At 47.9% G+C, this 17,706-nt stretch carries 23 protein-coding genes and 1 pseudogene; 3 read left to right on the plus strand and 21 right to left on the minus strand.

The annotated features are described in order from the left end of the window. Positions 1-19: 19 nt before the first annotated feature. The 11 genes and pseudogenes from AAHH42_RS10135 to AAHH42_RS10185 all read right to left on the minus strand — a co-directional run bounded on the left by AAHH42_RS10135 (position 20) and on the right by AAHH42_RS10185 (position 8,599). A pseudogene (locus tag AAHH42_RS10135) lies at positions 20-1,089 on the minus strand (P22 phage major capsid protein family protein). A gap of 34 nt (positions 1,090-1,123) precedes the next feature. After that, positions 1,124-1,876, minus strand: coding sequence for a DUF6651 domain-containing protein (locus AAHH42_RS10140; protein WP_342221047.1), 753 nt, complete (start codon positions 1,874-1,876; stop codon positions 1,124-1,126). 201 nt (positions 1,877-2,077) lie between these two features. Continuing rightward, entirely contained in the window at positions 2,078-3,172 is a 1,095-nt protein-coding gene (locus AAHH42_RS10145) for a hypothetical protein (RefSeq protein WP_342221048.1), read from the minus strand. A gap of 94 nt (positions 3,173-3,266) precedes the next feature. Next, positions 3,267-4,643: a DUF4055 domain-containing protein gene (locus tag AAHH42_RS10150; RefSeq protein ID WP_342221049.1), complete on the minus strand. Its 1,377-nt coding sequence runs from the start codon at positions 4,641-4,643 to the stop codon at positions 3,267-3,269. Positions 4,644-4,685: 42 nt separating this feature from the next. Then, positions 4,686-6,176 (minus strand): terminase, encoded by a 1,491-nt coding sequence (locus AAHH42_RS10155; protein ID WP_342221050.1) that lies wholly within the window; start codon positions 6,174-6,176, stop codon positions 4,686-4,688. Continuing rightward, positions 6,139-6,651 carry a hypothetical protein gene (locus AAHH42_RS10160; protein ID WP_342221051.1) on the minus strand — a complete coding sequence of 171 codons (513 nt, stop codon included), beginning with the start codon at positions 6,649-6,651 and terminating at the stop codon, positions 6,139-6,141. Before AAHH42_RS10160 ends, AAHH42_RS10155 begins: the two co-directional genes overlap by 38 nt. Next, positions 6,608-6,748: a hypothetical protein gene (locus AAHH42_RS14845; protein ID WP_425286293.1), complete on the minus strand. Its 141-nt coding sequence runs from the start codon at positions 6,746-6,748 to the stop codon at positions 6,608-6,610. The genes AAHH42_RS10160 and AAHH42_RS14845 overlap by 44 nt, the downstream gene beginning before the upstream one ends. A gap of 27 nt (positions 6,749-6,775) precedes the next feature. Then, entirely contained in the window at positions 6,776-7,180 is a 405-nt protein-coding gene (locus AAHH42_RS10170; protein WP_342221052.1) for a KilA-N domain-containing protein, read from the minus strand. A 255-nt stretch (positions 7,181-7,435) separates the two neighbouring features. After that, on the minus strand, positions 7,436-7,894 hold the full coding sequence (locus AAHH42_RS10175; protein WP_342221053.1) for a lysis protein: 459 nt from the start codon (positions 7,892-7,894) through the stop codon (positions 7,436-7,438). Continuing rightward, positions 7,887-8,405: a lysozyme gene (locus AAHH42_RS10180; RefSeq protein WP_342221054.1), complete on the minus strand. Its 519-nt coding sequence runs from the start codon at positions 8,403-8,405 to the stop codon at positions 7,887-7,889. Before AAHH42_RS10180 ends, AAHH42_RS10175 begins: the two co-directional genes overlap by 8 nt. Then, on the minus strand, positions 8,402-8,599 hold the full coding sequence (locus tag AAHH42_RS10185) for a class II holin family protein (protein ID WP_342221055.1): 198 nt from the start codon (positions 8,597-8,599) through the stop codon (positions 8,402-8,404). The genes AAHH42_RS10180 and AAHH42_RS10185 overlap by 4 nt, the downstream gene beginning before the upstream one ends. A gap of 288 nt (positions 8,600-8,887) precedes the next feature. On the opposite strand from AAHH42_RS10185, the gene AAHH42_RS10190 reads away from it, so the two are divergent. Next, complete coding sequence (locus AAHH42_RS10190; protein WP_072551174.1) at positions 8,888-9,148, plus strand: type II toxin-antitoxin system RelE family toxin; 261 nt, start codon at positions 8,888-8,890, stop codon at positions 9,146-9,148. Positions 9,149-9,219: 71 nt separating this feature from the next. Further along, complete coding sequence (locus AAHH42_RS10195; RefSeq protein WP_072551175.1) at positions 9,220-9,588, plus strand: helix-turn-helix domain-containing protein; 369 nt, start codon at positions 9,220-9,222, stop codon at positions 9,586-9,588. A gap of 37 nt (positions 9,589-9,625) precedes the next feature. Here AAHH42_RS10195 and AAHH42_RS10200 read toward each other — a convergent pair whose 3' ends face one another. From AAHH42_RS10200 to AAHH42_RS10245, 10 genes are all read right to left on the minus strand, one after another. Beyond that, entirely contained in the window at positions 9,626-10,915 is a 1,290-nt protein-coding gene (locus tag AAHH42_RS10200; protein WP_342221056.1) for a cytosine permease, read from the minus strand. Between the two features lie 105 nt (positions 10,916-11,020). Further along, positions 11,021-11,746, minus strand: a complete 726-nt coding sequence (locus tag AAHH42_RS10205; RefSeq protein WP_240313861.1) for a helix-turn-helix transcriptional regulator — start codon at positions 11,744-11,746, stop codon at positions 11,021-11,023. 329 nt (positions 11,747-12,075) lie between these two features. Then, a complete protein-coding gene (locus AAHH42_RS10210) occupies positions 12,076-12,330 on the minus strand; it encodes a Txe/YoeB family addiction module toxin (protein ID WP_119797338.1) in 255 nt (84 codons plus the stop codon). Next, the gene (locus AAHH42_RS10215; RefSeq protein ID WP_119797339.1) at positions 12,323-12,577 is read right to left on the minus strand and encodes a type II toxin-antitoxin system Phd/YefM family antitoxin; all 255 of its coding nucleotides are present in this window, start codon (positions 12,575-12,577) and stop codon (positions 12,323-12,325) included. The genes AAHH42_RS10210 and AAHH42_RS10215 overlap by 8 nt, the downstream gene beginning before the upstream one ends. A 113-nt stretch (positions 12,578-12,690) precedes the next feature. Beyond that, positions 12,691-13,479, minus strand: coding sequence for a BRO-N domain-containing protein (locus tag AAHH42_RS10220; protein WP_119963777.1), 789 nt, complete (start codon positions 13,477-13,479; stop codon positions 12,691-12,693). A gap of 392 nt (positions 13,480-13,871) precedes the next feature. Beyond that, positions 13,872-14,360: an antiterminator Q family protein gene (locus AAHH42_RS10225; protein ID WP_119797733.1), complete on the minus strand. Its 489-nt coding sequence runs from the start codon at positions 14,358-14,360 to the stop codon at positions 13,872-13,874. Positions 14,361-14,452: 92 nt separating this feature from the next. Continuing rightward, positions 14,453-14,941, minus strand: coding sequence for a DUF6475 domain-containing protein (locus AAHH42_RS10230; RefSeq protein ID WP_342221057.1), 489 nt, complete (start codon positions 14,939-14,941; stop codon positions 14,453-14,455). A gap of 104 nt (positions 14,942-15,045) precedes the next feature. Continuing rightward, positions 15,046-15,948, minus strand: a complete 903-nt coding sequence (locus AAHH42_RS10235; RefSeq protein ID WP_342221058.1) for a replication protein — start codon at positions 15,946-15,948, stop codon at positions 15,046-15,048. 112 nt (positions 15,949-16,060) lie between these two features. Next, positions 16,061-16,507 (minus strand): YmfL family putative regulatory protein, encoded by a 447-nt coding sequence (locus tag AAHH42_RS10240; protein WP_119797342.1) that lies wholly within the window; start codon positions 16,505-16,507, stop codon positions 16,061-16,063. Between the two features lie 65 nt (positions 16,508-16,572). Then, positions 16,573-16,803 (minus strand): transcriptional regulator, encoded by a 231-nt coding sequence (locus AAHH42_RS10245; RefSeq protein ID WP_119797343.1) that lies wholly within the window; start codon positions 16,801-16,803, stop codon positions 16,573-16,575. Between the two features lie 131 nt (positions 16,804-16,934). On the opposite strand from AAHH42_RS10245, the gene AAHH42_RS10250 reads away from it, so the two are divergent. After that, positions 16,935-17,627 carry an XRE family transcriptional regulator gene (locus AAHH42_RS10250; protein WP_119797344.1) on the plus strand — a complete coding sequence of 231 codons (693 nt, stop codon included), beginning with the start codon at positions 16,935-16,937 and terminating at the stop codon, positions 17,625-17,627. Positions 17,628-17,706: the final 79 nt, after the last annotated feature.

Below are 17,706 nucleotides of genomic sequence, written 5' to 3' on the forward strand. Positions count from 1 at the left end.
TGGCTATCACGCCGCTGTCTTAGCCTAAAATCAGCGCACTGTGCTCCGGTTTCACTGCCGCAACACCCCAGGCTAGCCCGACTTCATAGCGTATCTGATGATACTGACGGTAGAGCGCCACTTGGAAAGTCATGCCGGAGACCGGATCGGTGACATTCATCACATCATCGGCGATATCCCCGCCTTGAGGCATCGCCGGTGTCCGTGACGCCAGCAGGAACGCATTGCGATCGAATGCCATGTTAGCGGTGTAGTGACCAACCAGCGTGACGACGGTGTTGTCCGCCAGGTCTTCCAACAAGCCCGGCGCAGACAGGGTGATAGTCGAGGCGCTGGCCGCTGCCACCACGTATTGATGCATATCGCCGGTAAAGGTGACAATATCCCCTCGGTTTACTGTGCCAGTTCCACTGTCTATGGCAATGAGCTGATTGCCGACGTGATAACCGCCCGCTTTGTTGACCAGAAAACCACTGCCGGTCCCTGCTGTGACCCGTTTGATGCCCGCGGAATTGTGCAAATTAAAGCCTTCAATACGCCCGATGGTCCCTTCCCGCAACAGGGCTTCGCTGCCCGCTTCGTTGACTTTAAACAAGACGGATTGTTTGCCGCGAATGTTGGAAATAGCCGCTGACCCCAAGACCATTTGTAAATCGGTAGTCGGGGCCCCGTTATCTTCCAGCACGCGACGCGCATCGGCAAAATCGGCCAGGTCTTCTTTGACGCCAAAGGGAGTGCTCCCTGCCTTTCCGACAGCCCGCGCTGAGCCGGTGTACAGTGCCCCTAAATCGCGATCGACTTCGTTCGCCAGGGCACGAAAGGCTTGTTTGAACTGGTCAGCCAGCAGCAGGTTATAGGTGCCTGCCGACCCGACAGCCAGTTGTTCTTCCCCGTTGCCGTGGGACCGGGCACGATATCCACCGTTTTGGCGATGGGGGCCACCGGTGCGGTGATATTTTGATCGAGGGCGGCGGTTTCCGCTTTGCTGTTACGGGCGACGGCGGGAATAAAACCGACTTGCTCACGGGAAACGCTGTCTAATGCGGTATAAATGGTGGGGATCAACCCCGTTAAGGTATTGCCTGCCATGCTGTTGCTCCAGGGTTAAGGGTAAGGTGTGTAATTAATCGACGATCGAGATACCGTCTTTGAGTGCGGCCTGTTTGCTGCCGATGTCCAAGGCATCAAAGGCGCTGCGTTTGAGTGTTTTGTGTCCGTGCTGCTGGGGTGTGGGTTGTGAACCGCCGCCACGGTGGCCGGAGGCTTTCAGAATGTGGTCTTTGTGCGGATACTGTTCGATGAGGTATTCTAAGGCTTCCTCAAACTCCGCGATTTCCCCGGGCTGACGGCGTGAGAATACCTTGTTGCCTGCCGCATCCGTGGCGACCACTTTACCTGCGTCAATGCTGAATGCGTGACCGAACCGGGCTTGCACCAAATCCGCCGGGATCGCCAGGTTATCCTGGATAAACGTCGAGCTGCTGAAACGTCCGCCAATCATCTCTTGATACAACTGGGCTTCCAGGGTTTTATTTTTGCTGCTGGCCTCGTCAAGCTGAGTTTGAAAAGCTTGAGTGATTTGTGCTTTCACCTGGTCGACCGCACCGGCCTCGATTAATTTCTTTTGATCGATGTGGGTGAGCGTTTGCAGTGCTTCACGGGCTTTCGCTGGGTCGTCAATGCCGGCAAACGCCTTGAGCTTGGCTTCGAGTGCTTCCTTGGCCTCACGGTGGCTTTTGGCTTCCCCATTGAGGGCGCTAATTTTGTTCAAGGCTGCCACCGCATCAAAGGGGATCGCTTTGCCGTCCTCATGCAAATACACCGGCATGCCGTTTTCCAGTACCGCTTTTCCTTCTGTATCGAGGTGCAATTTCATTGCTATTGTCTCCGCCCGCAGGCTGGGTTAACCGGTCATCCGACCCGGGCGCTGTGTCGCTTCCGCTCACAGCTGTTCATAAAAAAAGCCACCCTGGGGTGGCCTGTGTGAAGTTGGTTATCAACGCTATTTTAAAATGTCCAGTTTTTGCTACTTTACGTGATGAGAGAACATGTTAAGTTGTGCTGACATGTTGATTTTTTACTCTATATGGAGGGTTTCGCGCAGCTGTTCTAACGTGAGCCATTCCCCTTTGTCGCTAAAAAATGCGTCGGGACGCCGTCCCTCCTCTCGCAGCATTTTAGCGCGGGTTTTACCCAGGACTTGGATTTGCCGCGCGTAAGGTTGTTGCTGTAACCAGTCAGAATACGTGGTATCCGCAGGCACTTGCCCGTCCAGGCTGGCGCGTGTGCCCGGGTCCAGCTCATCTAAGTCAATGCCCAGGGCGCGCCAGGATTTGATGACCAGTGTCTCCGTTGAGCGACAGCAAAAGTGCAGGCGTCCCGGTCCTTGCAGATAGGGGATTTTGTGGCCGAGTGGCTGGCCGGCTAGGGTGTAGCACAAACGGTCACGGATAACACAGGGTGATGAGGTTTTGTTATCCAGCGTACTGAGCCACTGTTTTCTGTCTATCATTGCGGCGTTATTTTCAGCAAATTTATCCCGTGCTACCGCTGAAACATGGTTAACAGCGGTTTTGACCACACTGGTGAGATTTTTGCGACTGATGTCCAGTACCCCATCTTGATACTGTTTTGCCCTGCTCCCGCGTACTTTGCGTGTAATTTGCTCGACGGTATCACCCAAGAGAAACCCGTTTTTTACCGCGTTGTTGATACGCTGAAAGCGATCGCTTTCCAGATGACTGACCCAGTCGCGCAGTAAACGCCCTTGAAAGGGCTGCGCCATCGCTGCCGCGTAAACCTGTTCTGCGGTGATAATCGCTAAGGGATAGCGGTGTAGCACCCCATCAGGCAGCAGGGTATCAAAGAGACGGCAGTGATAACCCGCTTCGTGCTCAGCAAAGGCTAGCAATTCCTCGCTGAGCGATAAATACAGGGTACTCATTGCCTGCTGATTCACCTCTTGGACACAGGCTAACAAGCGGGCTAACTGTTTGACTTCGATGTGTTGCGGATTAACCTTCTCCAATTTCCCGAAAAGTCGGGCGGTTAGTTCAGCATCATATTGGTTGAGTAGTGCCACCTTTTCTTTAACCACCCCGAGAGCATAGCGTGATTGAAACAGACTGTGTGCCAGGGCTTCATCACGCAGACGTTGGTTGACTGTGGACATGGTAACCCCTTAATAGAAAAACCGGTTTGATGGCATGAGGATAACGGGGTGTTTTTATACAGCCTGCGCGTCACCTCACGATGCCACGCGGGCGTTACAGTAAATCCGGTGGCAAATTGTTAAGTTCATCACACAGGGTTTCCGGGTTGGCATCGGCATCAATAAGGTTCAGTGCCTGTAAGGCGCGGATGGCATCCACCTGACGAATATCCCCGCCTTGCCGCAGTGCCTGTATCGCCAGGGCGGCCGGGGCATTGAAGGCTTGCTGGGTGGTTTCAAGCTCGGTGCGAATGTCCACCTTGCCGCCGTCTTTTTCGCCTGACCAGTCTGCCATCAGTTGCAACAGGGTATCGAGGGCATCTTCTAGCGAGTTAGACAGGGTGTAGAGCGGGGATTGTTCTTGTAGGCGCTCTTCGCTCACTTGGTCGAGGGTCTTGGTGCTACTGTTTTGACTGCGCAACAGCTTGCCACCGGCTTGACGCATCTGCTCGACCAAATCCGTCAGTGCCTCTTTGCCTGCTCCTACGGCGGCGCCCGAATGTTCGGTGTACGCACTGCCCTGTTTGGTGCGGTCAGTAAAGTGTGTCGCGCTTGAGGCACCAATGGTCAACTTTTCGCCGGTTTCAAGACCAAACACATTGAGGATGGGCACCCGGGCCACATGCAAAATATTGTCTTGCTCACTCTGGCTTTGCCAATGTTTGATATTGAGTAACGCCAGATTCAATAGCGGCGGGGCGCCACACATAAAACCGGTGCGTTTGCTGTACAATGTCACCAACGGAATGCGAGGGCAGGAGGTTGCCCAGCTGTCGTGCAGTATCCAGGTTTCCCTGCCATCGGCTTGCCTGATTTTACGGTAGAGTTCAACCCGACCGGGCGTCAACTTGCGGATTTGCGCGATTTTCTGTTGGCGGTAAGGGGCGGTCTCGACGACAATCTCTTCTCTAATTCGCAATTCTGTCAGCTGGACCGGCCCTCCTTGGTGGCTGGATTGCCAGCCGATGACCTGGCGGGGGTTAATCAACACCGCATAGGGACGGGCGCCACGGGCTTTTTCCTCAGCACGGGTTTTCAATGCTTCCACACGGGGGTAGTCAACCAGCGCATGCGCCACGCCGTATTGCAGCGCCAGGCTGAAATACGCTTGCGCCCAAACATCCAGCCGGTTGCCCAGCAAATCCATATCCTGGCAGTACTCGACAATCACGGCGGGGGTGGACTCACTCAATTGGGTCGGTTCTGAAAAGACACGACCTAAGTTATTTTTGAGGGTTTCCTCGTAAGCCGGCAGCAGCGTGGCGACGGAGAGACGTTGCTGATAGCTGTGTTTATCTTCATTCGTCCAGCGCGGTAAATAGGTTTCGCCCTGTTGCCGTAGGCATAAGGTGCCGCCCATCAGGGCGTCATTGATGTCCCAGGCAGCTAGCAGGCTGTTGTAGTCAAGATGGGGCGTGGAAATATCGGACATGGTTTGACTCTCATGGGTTGTTAACGCGACTGTAGAGGGCCGTTACAGTCTTAAGGGGGTTACCTGCCCCCGAAGCTGACGGTGATTTCTTTTGGCGACGGCAAAATAACGAAAGGCATCGGCGGCGTGGGAACTGGCATCGTGCAGCGGTTTGTCTTTCCAGCAGCCGTACTGGTTATCCCAGGCTTTGCGGTAGCGCTCCAAATGACTGAGGCCTTGTTCACAGGTCACGCTATCAAAGGCACAGCGCGGCAGGATTTCCCGTACCGACTCAATGCCTTCATCGACACGCAATCGGGGGACCACCTTGAAATTGATGCGGTAAATGTCACCGTCCAGCGCATAACCTTCATAAGCCAGTTGCCGACGGCTTTTGCCGTCGCCCGCTAATTCTCGATTATCAATATCGTGCGGGGCCCAGTGTTCGCCATAGTGATAGGCGCGGGCTTTCAATACCTGCATGTAATGCCGCAGGCCTTCGCCACTGTTTTCGTAATAATCCATCAGGTGAAATTCACTGCCGACCTCACGGACAAACCAGATAACCGTGGCATCGCCTACTCCTAAATCCCAAAAGGTGTGCACCGGCAGGTGCGGATTAGCCGGTAAGGTACCAATGCGCTGATTCTCATAGAGATAACGGAACTGATTGGCGTAATATGCGCCCTCAATCGATTGCTGAAAGGCCTCGCTCGGGATTGACGGATACTCGCGTTTCATGTCGTCACCCAGTGTGCTTTCTTTGGCGTAATACCAGGCTTTTTGTTCCGCCGTTAGCCTAATCGACTGTTTGGTTTGCAGCTCGCTAAAGTAGGCTTGCAAGCGCGGCGGCAACGGACTGCTCACCGGCAAGGCATACTGCGGATTGTTCCACCAGGAAAAGAAGAAGAACTTCCAATCCAATGGGCCTAAGGGTTTGTTGCTGAGTAAGGCTTTTTCCGCCGTTTGGCAGTAATCGAAAAAATACCCCGCACGGCCCTCTGCCGTCGATTCAATGGTGACCACGCAGTCTGTGGCGACCGCTTCAAAGGCACCAGTGACGATTTCACGGGCTTTCTCAGGAAATTTGGCACACAGCTTGCCGAATTCGGAAATATGCAAATAGCGCAAGGTGCCACCGCGAAAGGAGGTGCTGATGTACAGTGAGCCGCCGTTGTGAAACACCAATTCGCCTGCGGAATCATTGCGGGCGGGATTAGCACGTTTAAGAAGGTCAGGCAAATGGTCGTAGGCGTATTTCACTTTCTCGCGGAACAGGCGTTTGGCATCGTTTAAGGTATGTGCAATCAAGGCACATTTGGCTGACTCAAAGAGTGCGGCATCCAGTTGGATAAGGCACACCTCGGTGGTAAAGCCCAGCTGACGGGCTTTCAAAATCAGATTGCGTGTATGCATCCCCGTGAAATAGGCACGCTGCTGCGCCGTCATCGTAAAACGGATTTTACGTCCGTGTTTATCGGTAATAAAATACAGGTGGTTTAAGCGCCAAAAGCGATCAGCTAATTTTGTTTTCAGCGTTGGATCGAATGCCATGGGCGTTGCCTTCCGCGAGGTCTTTCATCCATTGTGCCAACTCTTTCTCGGCCCCTGGCGCCGTCTCGTTGTTCAAGCCATAGGCATCGCGCTCACCTTTAATCAATTTCAGTTGCGCATCCACCCCGGCGCTGAGCGTTCTGGCAAGAGCAGCATGGTTGTCTTCGGTGATAACGGTACTGCTGAGGAAGGCTTTCAGATGGTTAGCAATCTGCCGCCAACCGGCTAAGGCCACACGATGGGATAAAACGACAGACAAAGCTTCATCCGAAGCTTGTTCAATAATATCGTGGTCGGTGCGCACAGTATTTTTAGTAGAAAAAGTGCGCACAGCCGCACTGCGCACCACTTTATCTTTTGTGGCCGCCGCCACTTTCTCGGTCAGGTCTCTTTGCCACGCGTTTCTTACTGCAAATTTCCTGAGGGTCGATTCAGGTACCTGATAGCGTTTTGCTATCGCACGGACAGACAACACACCCGCGCGGTAAGCCGTAGCGTTTTGCTATCGCACGGACAGACAACGCACCCGCGCGGTAAGCCGATTCGATGGCCTCCCAGTCAGGCTTTGCCATGATGAGAATTCCTTGGGTTAGGGGGATTTATCGAGATGGGTATATCACCCTATCAAGACGGTGAGGCTGCGCCATGACACTCATTCGACGTATGACAACCTCATGAAAGGTTTGATAAACCTTGAACTCAAAAGCCGGTGATGACCATGCCGCATAGCGAAGAGCAATCAACTCATGTGCCCAGGTGCCTCGACTGTTACCGCCATGAATGGTTTTAAGTATTTGATTTTGTTCCAAAGTGTTTTTTAGCACTTTGGTCACTTCGTCGATATACTGAACCACACCGTCGGTATTTAAGAATTGGCTAGGTACCTGCCATGTCTTTGCCATACAAGCGTCAACAGCGGCTTTATGCATATCATTGAGATGATAAGTGCCATACTCATTGCTGCGAATAGGGGTGTTTTCAATGAAAACGAGGGGGGATTTCATTACGTGGTTCCTGTTCAGTAATGAACCCTTGTCACACAGGAATACCAGTCCAAGAGAGTACGCCTACCACTACTGGCTTCCTCAAAGGTTCATTCCTGAAAAGGTTCTTGGTGTGAATACGCGTGTGAAGCACAGACATAAAAAAGCCCACCGAAGTGAGCCATGGGTTAACCAGTAAAACGGGTAGTTTAAGGGGTCGCATTTCAAATGCGCATGGCGCTAACACCGTAACCCAACGTTCATCTTCTCGATTATTTATTGGGTCAAACAAACCTGGGTAACGTACGCTTGCAAGCCTGCAATTTGCTGCGTGACTATTTCAATGCCTTTTCGGAGACGGAAATAATCGTTGACAACGGCGTCGTCAAGTCGGGCACCGGCAGCATCATCCAGGCGGGTGGCCGTGGGGGTGGCGGGCAATGTTTCACAGCGGGCAGCGAGCTGCAGCCGACGCTTGCCAGCAAGAACATCACGTTCAAGGACAGCGAGCTGAGTTTTTGCATCGGTTAATTCCTGGGTGTGTTTGTTATCGAGTACGGCTATTTGTTGGTGTTGCTTTTGCTTTGTTTGCAAAGTGATAAAAAGGCTATCGCGCTCATCCCTTATCGTTTTGATGACACTGTCTTTTTTTGCTGATTCAGTGTGATAATAAACCGCCACCAGACTGACGAGCAGAATGAAACTCATCAGGATAAAAAATAAGCGATTAAACATCGAGTCCCCAACAGGTGAGTTCACTTTCTTGCGCGCGTCTCATCACTTGACCTGCACAGTTATTAGCTCGAATGCGACAATCTTTACCGCCGTCAAATAGCCAGCGTTTAATTTTAGCACAAGCACCGAGGTAGTCACCGGCATTGAGTTTGCGATAGAAGGTAGAGGAAAGGCATTTGCCTGCACCGATGTTATACGGACAAAATGAAGCAATACCGGCTTTCTGTGCGTCGGTTAACGGTACCTGAACATGGTGTTCTACCCAGGCAATCGCCTTATTCACCTCAAATTTGTTAACCTGCTCGCATTTCTCTGCACTGAGTTGCAGGCCTTGCATTACCGGCTTGTCATCAACGCGGGTGGCACCGCGGCAAATTGTCCACACATTCGCGCCATCTCGATAGGCCGTCAGCCGATTACCTTCTTTTTCATGCAGAAATTGTGTAAGGATGGTGGTCGCTGTCGCCCCTGCCAAAATCAGTCCCAGCATGGGTTTGCTTAGCTTGCTCATTGGCTTGTTGCGCTCTTACGCCGGTCTTCTTTAATCTTGAAATACAGATTGGTCAAATAGGTCAGCACCGCCAGAGAGACGCCCGCGAGCACGCCAATGGCGTTCCATTGTTCCGGGCTGTAGCTGTTTAGCAAACCATTCAGGATGCTACCGGCTGAAGCCCCGTAGGCAACGCCGGTGGTCAGTTTTTCCATAGCTGAAGCTCCACCTCCCTAGGGGAGAATGATTGTCCCCTGTAGGGATAGATGCGGTGTAGTGGATTAGCGCCACGCCTTTCGTTAAAGGGGGATTAATATTGATTTGGCAGGCGCTAAAATAAAAAAAGGCCACGCGATGCGCAGCCTTAAATAGCCGAAAGAATGTTTAATAAATAGTAACTCTGATGCCTTTGGAATAAAATAATTAGATTTATATTGAAAAAATCAGAATATTCACTTATTGTCTAATTATCAGTGCATATGCTTTTCAAATATGAGGAAACAATGGTTAAGATAAACTGGTTGCGACGAGCATCTAAACAACTTGTTATGATAGATCCCCGTTATCGAAAAGCCATCAGTGAAAAAGTTAGCAAATTGACTACCTTTCCAACCACTGAACTCGATATAAAAAAGCTCCGAACCACTGATAATCAATATAGAATTCGGGTAGGCAACTACAGGATAATCTTTGAAGTCACTGACGGTGAACCTGTAATCTGCACAATACAGCAAATTAAGCGCAGAGCGTCAAAAACCTATTAAAAGAGAGTAAATCTACTTGCTCCTTCGTATACATTTATAACTTGATATCTTATAAAATTGAGATAAACATAATGACTAAATTACAATACATTAACGACGAAACAGGCAAGCCCTTATATGTGCTTTTACCTGTTACTGATTATGAAAAGCTAGTTGATAATACTGATGATGATTACGAGTCTGTGCCGTACAAAGCTGATCATCACGATGATGAAATTATCCCACATGACGTTATCTCAATCATGGTTAATCAGGACATTAGCCTAATCGCGGCCTGGCGCATTTATCTCGGTATGTCTCAGTATGAGGTTGCCGAAAAACTACAAGCTACTCAATCAGCCGTTTCTCAGTGGGAATCCGTAGATTCGACACCACAGAAGAAAACCCGAAAGAAATTGGCGGCACTGTATGGATGTCGCCTGGAACAGATGACATTGTAAGCAAGAGTCCCTTTGCACGTCCCCGAGGAATACGCTGTTATTTTTTCAATAACGCACTGACTTTAACCAGAATACCGTAGACGACACAGGCGATAATCAGCGAATTGAATGACGGAATACCGAGTTCGATAGTCATTCCCCCGATGGCGCCCAGAATACAAGCAGCAACAGCAGGCCAGCCCATTAATTGTGTTGATTCTGGTAACGTCTGTCTCTGGCGTGTTACATCAAGTAAGTGACGGCTGGTACGTAAAATGTAATAGTCCACCAGCATCACGCCTGCAATAGGCGGAAAAACAACGCCGAGTAGAATAAGGAAACCCGTAAAACGCTCTAAAATTCCCAGCATTGATAGCAGGGTGCCGATCACACCTAATATTATCGTCAGCTTTGTACGACTCAATTTCCTACAGGTGACACCTTCCACAACGTTTGCTAAGGAAAGTGATGAAGAATACAAACAGGCATCGTTGTTCTTGGTCGTCGCAAGAATAACGGTCAACAAGCCTATCCAGCCCGCGCTTTGGGTCATGATAGTGACGACATCGGCGGTATTGAGTGCACGAGCAACCAATATGGCAATGCCGTTGACAATAAATTCTCCAACAATGATAGAAATCAAAGTCATCCAAAATACATGCCGACCGTTTTGGCAGAAGCGACTAATATCGGGGGTGATAAGGGCCCCTACCATATAGCCACCGGCAACAATAGTGGCACCGGCCCCGAGTGTCATCGGTGCTCCCATAGGAAGACGGGTAACAAGATGAGAGAGTGTGTGTTCCTGCAAAATACCGAATGAAATCCAGCCTATTACCAGAAAGAAAAGGGGCACTGTTATTTTTGCTGCCCAACTTAAGGCGCGAAACCCAAAGGCAACCAATACCGTGAGCGCACCTCCTGCCAGCACAGCAGACCAGGTAAACCCCAATCGTCCCCCTAACGCATAATCCAGACTATGAGCAAAAACGGCATTTTGTACACCGAACCAGCCTACCAGACTGATAGTAAGCAGTATTCCGATTAACACCGACCCGAAACGCCCAAACCCACACCAGCGTGCTAAAAGACTCGTCGATAATCCCTCGTGAGAACCCGCTAACCCTAGCCCCAGGCTAACAAATTCGAGAATTAAACTACCCAGTAAGGTAGCGAGCATCGCTTGACCAAAGGTCATCGAATTACCCAGCATCGCACCTAACATAAATTGAGATAACGCAGTCGTCATGCCAATACGCACCAAAGCAACACTGAGGAAGCTTGAGCGTGCAGTTAGAGGGACACGCTCGGCAACGTAATCGTCAGTGGTAGGTTTATCCTTGTCCATTAATCCTTTTGTCCTTAAAAAGTATGTAAAAATTGTAGAATAGCGATACGGTACAGGTAATCCTCTTACTTTAATAGAAAACCCTGCCGCATTTAGATTTTAGAACTAAACAAACTGTACACCAGGCTGTATAAGTTCCTTTGGGATATACCGATTAAAACCAGTTGATTCACAAAATTCTTGAAATTGCTTCATTGAATTGACACCAGCCTTTTGATATATCGATCCTCTGTATCCTTCGAGCATGCAGTAAGAAATATTGAGCTTTTGGGCTATCACCTTACTGGGCAGTGACTGTTGTAGATAAAACATCACTTCAAGTTCTTTATCATCAAACGTATCACATACAGGCGGTTCCAATATCAATACCGAGGGAGTGAGTTTATTAACATATTGAGAAATGCTAAGAAAATTGAATTTTTTTGCACACCAAATGGTACCTATACATTCGCCGATCTTATTGTATAACGGCGATTTTTCCGCATAATAAGGTTCAAGTTTCGGCTGCCTGCCGTAGTATTGTGTTGTAATTATCGCTACATTTTTTCCGCTTTTCTCAGTCTCTCGATCTTGCTTTCGGAAGTCGGAGGCAAATTCTGCCCAAGGTGCAGGGCATTCATCATCCAGGCGACCTTCAACATCAAATCCAACGGGTATATTACACATATCCAACGCTACCGGATTCATATAAACAAATCGAGATTCGCGATCTTTCACTCCCCAAGAGTGCTCACTTATGTCCATAAACGACCTAAATGAAAGTGAATTAAGAGATTCTACAATCAACTTATGAGACTCAGTCTCTTTTCTGCAATTAACTTCATCCATCATACATAGCCCCCTCATATATATTCAGGCAAATCTACTTAGGGCGACGACAACAAAGTAAGAAGTCGAGGTCACTTTGAGTGAACGTTACTCTCTTGGAGTGGATATAACAAGGATAAATGTAATATTTTTTGTCCAATTGTATCTAATACATTCATTTTTCTACTTTTTATTTTGTTTATAAAATAAACATATTTTTTTGGGGGGGGTGAGAGTTTTTATGAGGTTAATAGTCGTTTTTATGAACGAGTCAACGTAAAAGCGACTAACTAAGGTTTTTAACATCTAATTCTAATAAATTTTGTCGTTCAATAGCTTATCACGCTAACGTTTCAGTAATGATAACGACACGATATAATCACTATACGTGTATCGTCTATTTTATATATAAGCCGGTGTTCTTCGTTAATTCGTCGTGACCAATAACCAGATAAATTATGTTTTAAAGACTTAGGCTTACCTATGCCACTAAAAGGAGTACGCTCTATATCTTTAATAAGCTCATTAATCCTCTTAACAAGCTTTTTATCGTTTTGTTGCCAGTAAAGGTAATCTCGCCAGGATTCGTCAGTAAAAAGCTTATTCATCAAGCTGACGTTCCCGCAATTCCCCTTTACTCGCCTGCTCTAACGATGTTAGCAGGTGCATGGTATTTGCTGGAGAGCATAGTAGTAGATCAGCGGTTTCTTTAAGACTTCCGTACTCTGAACTGGAAATCAAAACACAATCTTCTCCATTTTTCCGTGTTATCAGTATGGGTTCACAATCCTGAACGGTTTGAGTCATGATTGAAGCAAGATTTTTCCTGGCGGCGCTATAAGTTGTGTTAAACATTTCGTCTACTCCCAGATTAGATCAATCACAGTAATTGTACAGAAATACTGTACAATTACAAGTTTTCTACTTTTTGATAACTTCTTGGAAAAGTACTAGGAGTATAAGATCGATTAATAATTAGCCATACAGTCATGGTCACGCCGGAAGAATGCAGTAATTTCACGTTCTTCCCATTTCGCCAATGTGGTGTTGAGCGTGGCATAATCCTTTTGTGTCGCAGCATTGAGTAGTTGTTTCATTTCGCTGATTACCGTTTCGGCTTCTTCTCGCTTGCGGAGACAACGCCGGATAACCTGCTTTTCCGCTTCAAAAATAACCTCTTTAAATTGATTGGTTATAGCGTAGATACGGCGGCATTCTTCAGCTAGCATAGGTATCTGGTCTACCTGGAACTGTTTCGGTGAGGGGATACCTGTTACCTTGCGCAAGGCGTACCAGATACCGTTACTCCACGCCCGATTGAACTTGAATCCATTACTTATGCACCAGACTAACCGTGTAAGGTTATTTAAATCGGCGTCATTGAGAAGTGCGGGGGATTGAGGTTGGTATTCTGGATTTTGATATGTCCCCGTTTTTCTTATTTGTGGTAGTACTTCATTGAATACCCAATCCTGAAACTGTTTAGCCTCTGGTTTGTTACTGCGAAATATAACGCGGTAGAGATTAGGTTCGTTGATGTAAGACAGCTCTTGCTGTCCCCCTTTTGTAAGGGTATACGCTTTACGTACCCCCTTTACATCAAGCATTTCAGATGCCACCCTATGAGCGTTTGCAATAGTTAAAACTTCGCAAACATCTTTCAAGCAGAACCAAGGTTCAGCATTGATTATCTGAACTCGTACATCGTAAATTTCGTGAAATGAAAAACTAACAGTTTGAATGGGTTGAGTAGTCATAGCTTCACCTTTTGCGTATCTGGTTAACCATCACCACCGAAGTTGCTACGCTTACTGGTGGTGAACTGAACGGGTGTAGCAATACCGGTCTACTCAAGTACCGGCGAGCCTTACGGCTCCCCTGTCCAGTCCACCGTAATTTAGAGTGTGACTGTGCACATAAAAAAACCGCATAACGCGGTTGTGCGCTGAGTAGATATCCAGGTTGCTACGCCCGATAGCCGATTTTGCGGCTACGAGCTGAATATAACCCCAGATATCTTTTTCGTCAAATTCAAATGCAAAAAACCCCGACAGCGAAGGCCAGGGCTTTACTATTACCCGTTATCAATACACAGACACGGCAACGTACCCTGCAATAGTGGCTAAATGGCTAAAAAAAGTCAACATATTTATGCGGTTTTATGTATTTTGGCGACTGGTTTGCGCGAGTCAAAAGCCTTTTGCAGAGGTTGATATAAAAGCCACACCGCCGCCTCTAAGATAGCGTCGATTTCATTCCTACAGGTTCCAAACGAAGGTTTCTTGACTCTGTCTCCCCCTCGTCCATTCATTTTACGGGGCGAGGCACAGTGGTGATAATAATTGGCAATCGCACGCCTTGATGTGCATTGTACGTAATAACTGAGCACAATCTTAAATGCCTTGATATCAACGCGCATCACCGTATCGACTACCCGAGAGATCAATAATCCGTCATCATCGTTGCACATTAGTCTTGTAGGGCTTTCTTGCGGATTTACCTTCGCCATGTAGTGGGCGATGATGCTACTCTGTGGCTTCTCAAGTCTGCCGCTGTACACCCAAGCACCCCAGCGTTCCAGCCAGTGGTTAACCCAGTGATACTGCTCATTATTGAGCCTAAGTTGTGCGACGTTCATGCTGCCTCCTGTTCCGTTATGATTATCTCCCTCCTGCCGCCTTTCTACGTCTCCGATGCCAGGGCTTGCTTCATGCAGGCAAAAAGCGTCCATCAGGCTACCCCTTTCAACTCAAGGGCGGGAACACCACTCAGCACCAACTGGCATCGCGCCGTATCACCCATGAAAAAAGGGGCCGGCTTTTCCTGAAAGCCGCCCAGTATGTTGTGCGCATCGTCCATACCAATGAGTACCGGCAAGTAGTTACCCACCCCAGTCAATAACCCAGAGCGATACCTTTTTTCAAATTCTCTGGCACGAAAAGGCGCGTCCTCCTCACTCATCCCGGCAAAATCTATCCAGCCGCCCATGTCCTCTATCACCGCATGGATTAATGCATCGTCAAACACCACGCTGTTACGACGACCGTAACGGCGAATGGCTTGGTAGGCTTTCGACCAGGCTCTTAACGCTTTGCCGTCCTTGTTGCCGTCGATATGCCGGATGAGGTCGGCAGGCTTGGGGAAAAATTGACCGTTGTCCGTGTCACGCGTATGCCCCTGAAAGGCTTTTTGAACGTCGGTCATCTCGTAGTTTTTCAACGCGTTCCAGTAAATACCCACCATGATTTCTGATATCTCACGGCCGTATATTTCCCCTACCGCCGTCATCGATTGCGCGAATTGTGGTTTTTCTCCCTCGTTCATCAGAAAGGTGCCCCCGTGTTCTCATTGCTGCTTATCCAGCTTTGTAAGTTCTGGATGTTTCTGGCGGTAGTCGCTGAATATTTACCGTGGGCGAGGGCCTTGGCATAGTGATTACCCGCCAGTCCCATCAGGCGCTCGACCTGCGCGGCATCCCGTAGCACGGTATCGATGCCGTCGTAGCGCTTGTTTTCAGGGTTTTTGCCCATCAACCAAGGGTCGTAGGTCGCACCGGTTATCGCCTGGCAGAGGTCTTCCGCACTGAATTTTTCTTTCAGCCGCGCCTGAATGCGCTTAGCGCGTTTTTTGTCCAGCCTGGCCTGGGGGTGCACCAGATTTTTTTGCCAGAACGCAAAAACCATTTTTACACGCTCATCCCCGAAAGGGGATAAAGGGGTTATAATTTCTTTCCTTTTTTTTGTAATAGTTTCTTTTGTGTGTTCTCGAATTGGGAACACCTTTGTTATCGTTTTGAGAACACTTTCTGTTATCGTGTTGGAAACATTTTTTATTGTTCCTGTTTTAGGTACAGTGTTCTCAATTTGAGAGCAGTTCGCGATGATCCACTCCGACAAATTCTTATTAAGACCCATTTTCTTCCCTTCGCTCAATAACACCCTCATTTTGATTAACTCATTTTTGACCACATTGGCTTTTGGACGCGTTATCCGACACAGATCGGCTAGCTGGCTATCTGTGATCCTATCCATACTCTTGTGGAAACCATACGTCTTACGACAAACAGCATGCACGACCTTCGCTTGAGTTCGTGTCAAATTAGCACCAATAAGCTCTTCGTATAATTCGTTAGCCAAACGGGTATAGCCCTCATCAATATTCGCCACACGTTGTTCTTGTCTGTCTATTGCCCTGTCGTTACCCTGTCCAGCTTGGCTCATGCTCATTTTCTATTTCCTATGCCGCATTCTTGATCGTTTTCAAAACCTATCCTGTTTTGTTCTTATTTTGAACGACGAAATTTTCGTCGTACTCGTCTGATCTGCAGTCGCGGTGTTTTTACTTAGCGTAAACCAGCAAGGTGGCTTTGATTTCAGAATCTCGCATTGCCATGTGTTTACGGTGAGCCTCAATGATTTTCTGCTTTTCTTTTTCATCAACCGCACCGTCATTGTTAATCGCATCCAGGATCAGCTTATCTACTGCACTGCGCTTAATTGTGGTGCGTAACCCCATGTGATGCAGTTCTACCGTATCGACCTCATCGGCTGAAGGGATGGGGACGACGAGTGCATCTGATCGCTCGGCGAAGTACTCCGCGACCAGGGTTGATTGACTCAACGTTTGCAAGGCCAGTAATTCATCAACGCTAAAAAATCGACAACCTTTGCTTTCGTATAACCGATTGTTAAACTTGGCTTCAGACACACCGAGATAAGCCGCTGCGACACTCCTTCCCCCTTCAATATGTTCACACATCCGGTTAATTAATGCGCGTTTATCCATGATTCCAATGCTTCCTCTGTGGTTATATTTCTACTCAGATTGTGAGAGAATTGGTGGTAATAAAGTCAGGATACTTTACTTGGACGTGGAAAAAGGTCGGGTAAATCAGGGCGAAACTCGTAAGCCAATACTCTCCCCTCTGTGGCCTTCACTAAGGCAGGGACGGTTTCTGGTGCTACACGTTTATTCCCGTTTAACCAGTCACTAATTGTTGATTGAGCCTTGCCACACTTGTTAGCTAGAACTCTTTGATTACCGACAAAAGCAATCGCTTTCTCTAACCCTATATTTCTCATAAATCGTGTTTCCTATCTTTTAAAAAGCGATTTTAGTCATAAACCAAGTTAAATGTCAATCGTTATTACGATTTGATTGAATATCGTGTAAGCGATACAATCATAAGAGTTAATAAAAGAGGGGTAATCACGTGGACTTTTCAGCAAGATTGAGTCTAGCTATGAAGGAAGCTGGATATACACAGGGTTCTTTAGCCAAAGCAGTAGGCATGGCACAATCTAGTGTGTGGCGCTTGGCAAGCGGCGGAGGAGCCAGTTCAAAAAGATTGTTCAGGATAGCCCGGGTTTTAAATATTAACCCCCACTGGCTTGCTGAAGGGATCGGTGAAATGAAATCGACTCTGGGTGTCGATATGCCCCTGTCAATTTCTAATACTGTCGCTTGTTATGATCCAGAAGAAAGAGCCAAAAAGGATGTGTATCCATTAACAATATATAACCGCATAGAGTGGGTGCTTACCCCCGGCGTAGGGGGTAAAAAGGACTTTGAATCTATGTTTTGGCTTCCTAAAATAGTTGCAGTGAATGCTCAGGTTTCGGTTGATGACTCTATCGCCATCGTAGCGCAAGACGACAGTATGTCTCCTGCTATCAATGAAAAAGATATGGTGACATTGGATACGAGTTATACGGATATTAAAAATGGAAAAATTTATGCTGTCTCTTTTGGTGGTATTGGCATGTTTCGTACACTGTTCGAACTCCCTGAAGAAAAAATACGTTTGAAAAGTAATAACCCTTCTGATTATCCAGAAGTGATTGTCCCTAAAAAGGAGTTAACAATAATAGGAAAAGTATATTATGTTGCCGGCATAATTGATTAAACTTTATTTTTTTCAGCCCACTCGCTTGAGTGGGCTTCCTTTCCGACCTTGTATTTTTCAAAAAACCTTCATTACACAA

The sequence above is a fragment of the Candidatus Fukatsuia endosymbiont of Tuberolachnus salignus genome, from assembly GCF_964030845.1.
In the GTDB taxonomy this organism is placed as follows: Bacteria; Pseudomonadota; Gammaproteobacteria; order Enterobacterales; family Enterobacteriaceae; genus Fukatsuia; species Fukatsuia symbiotica.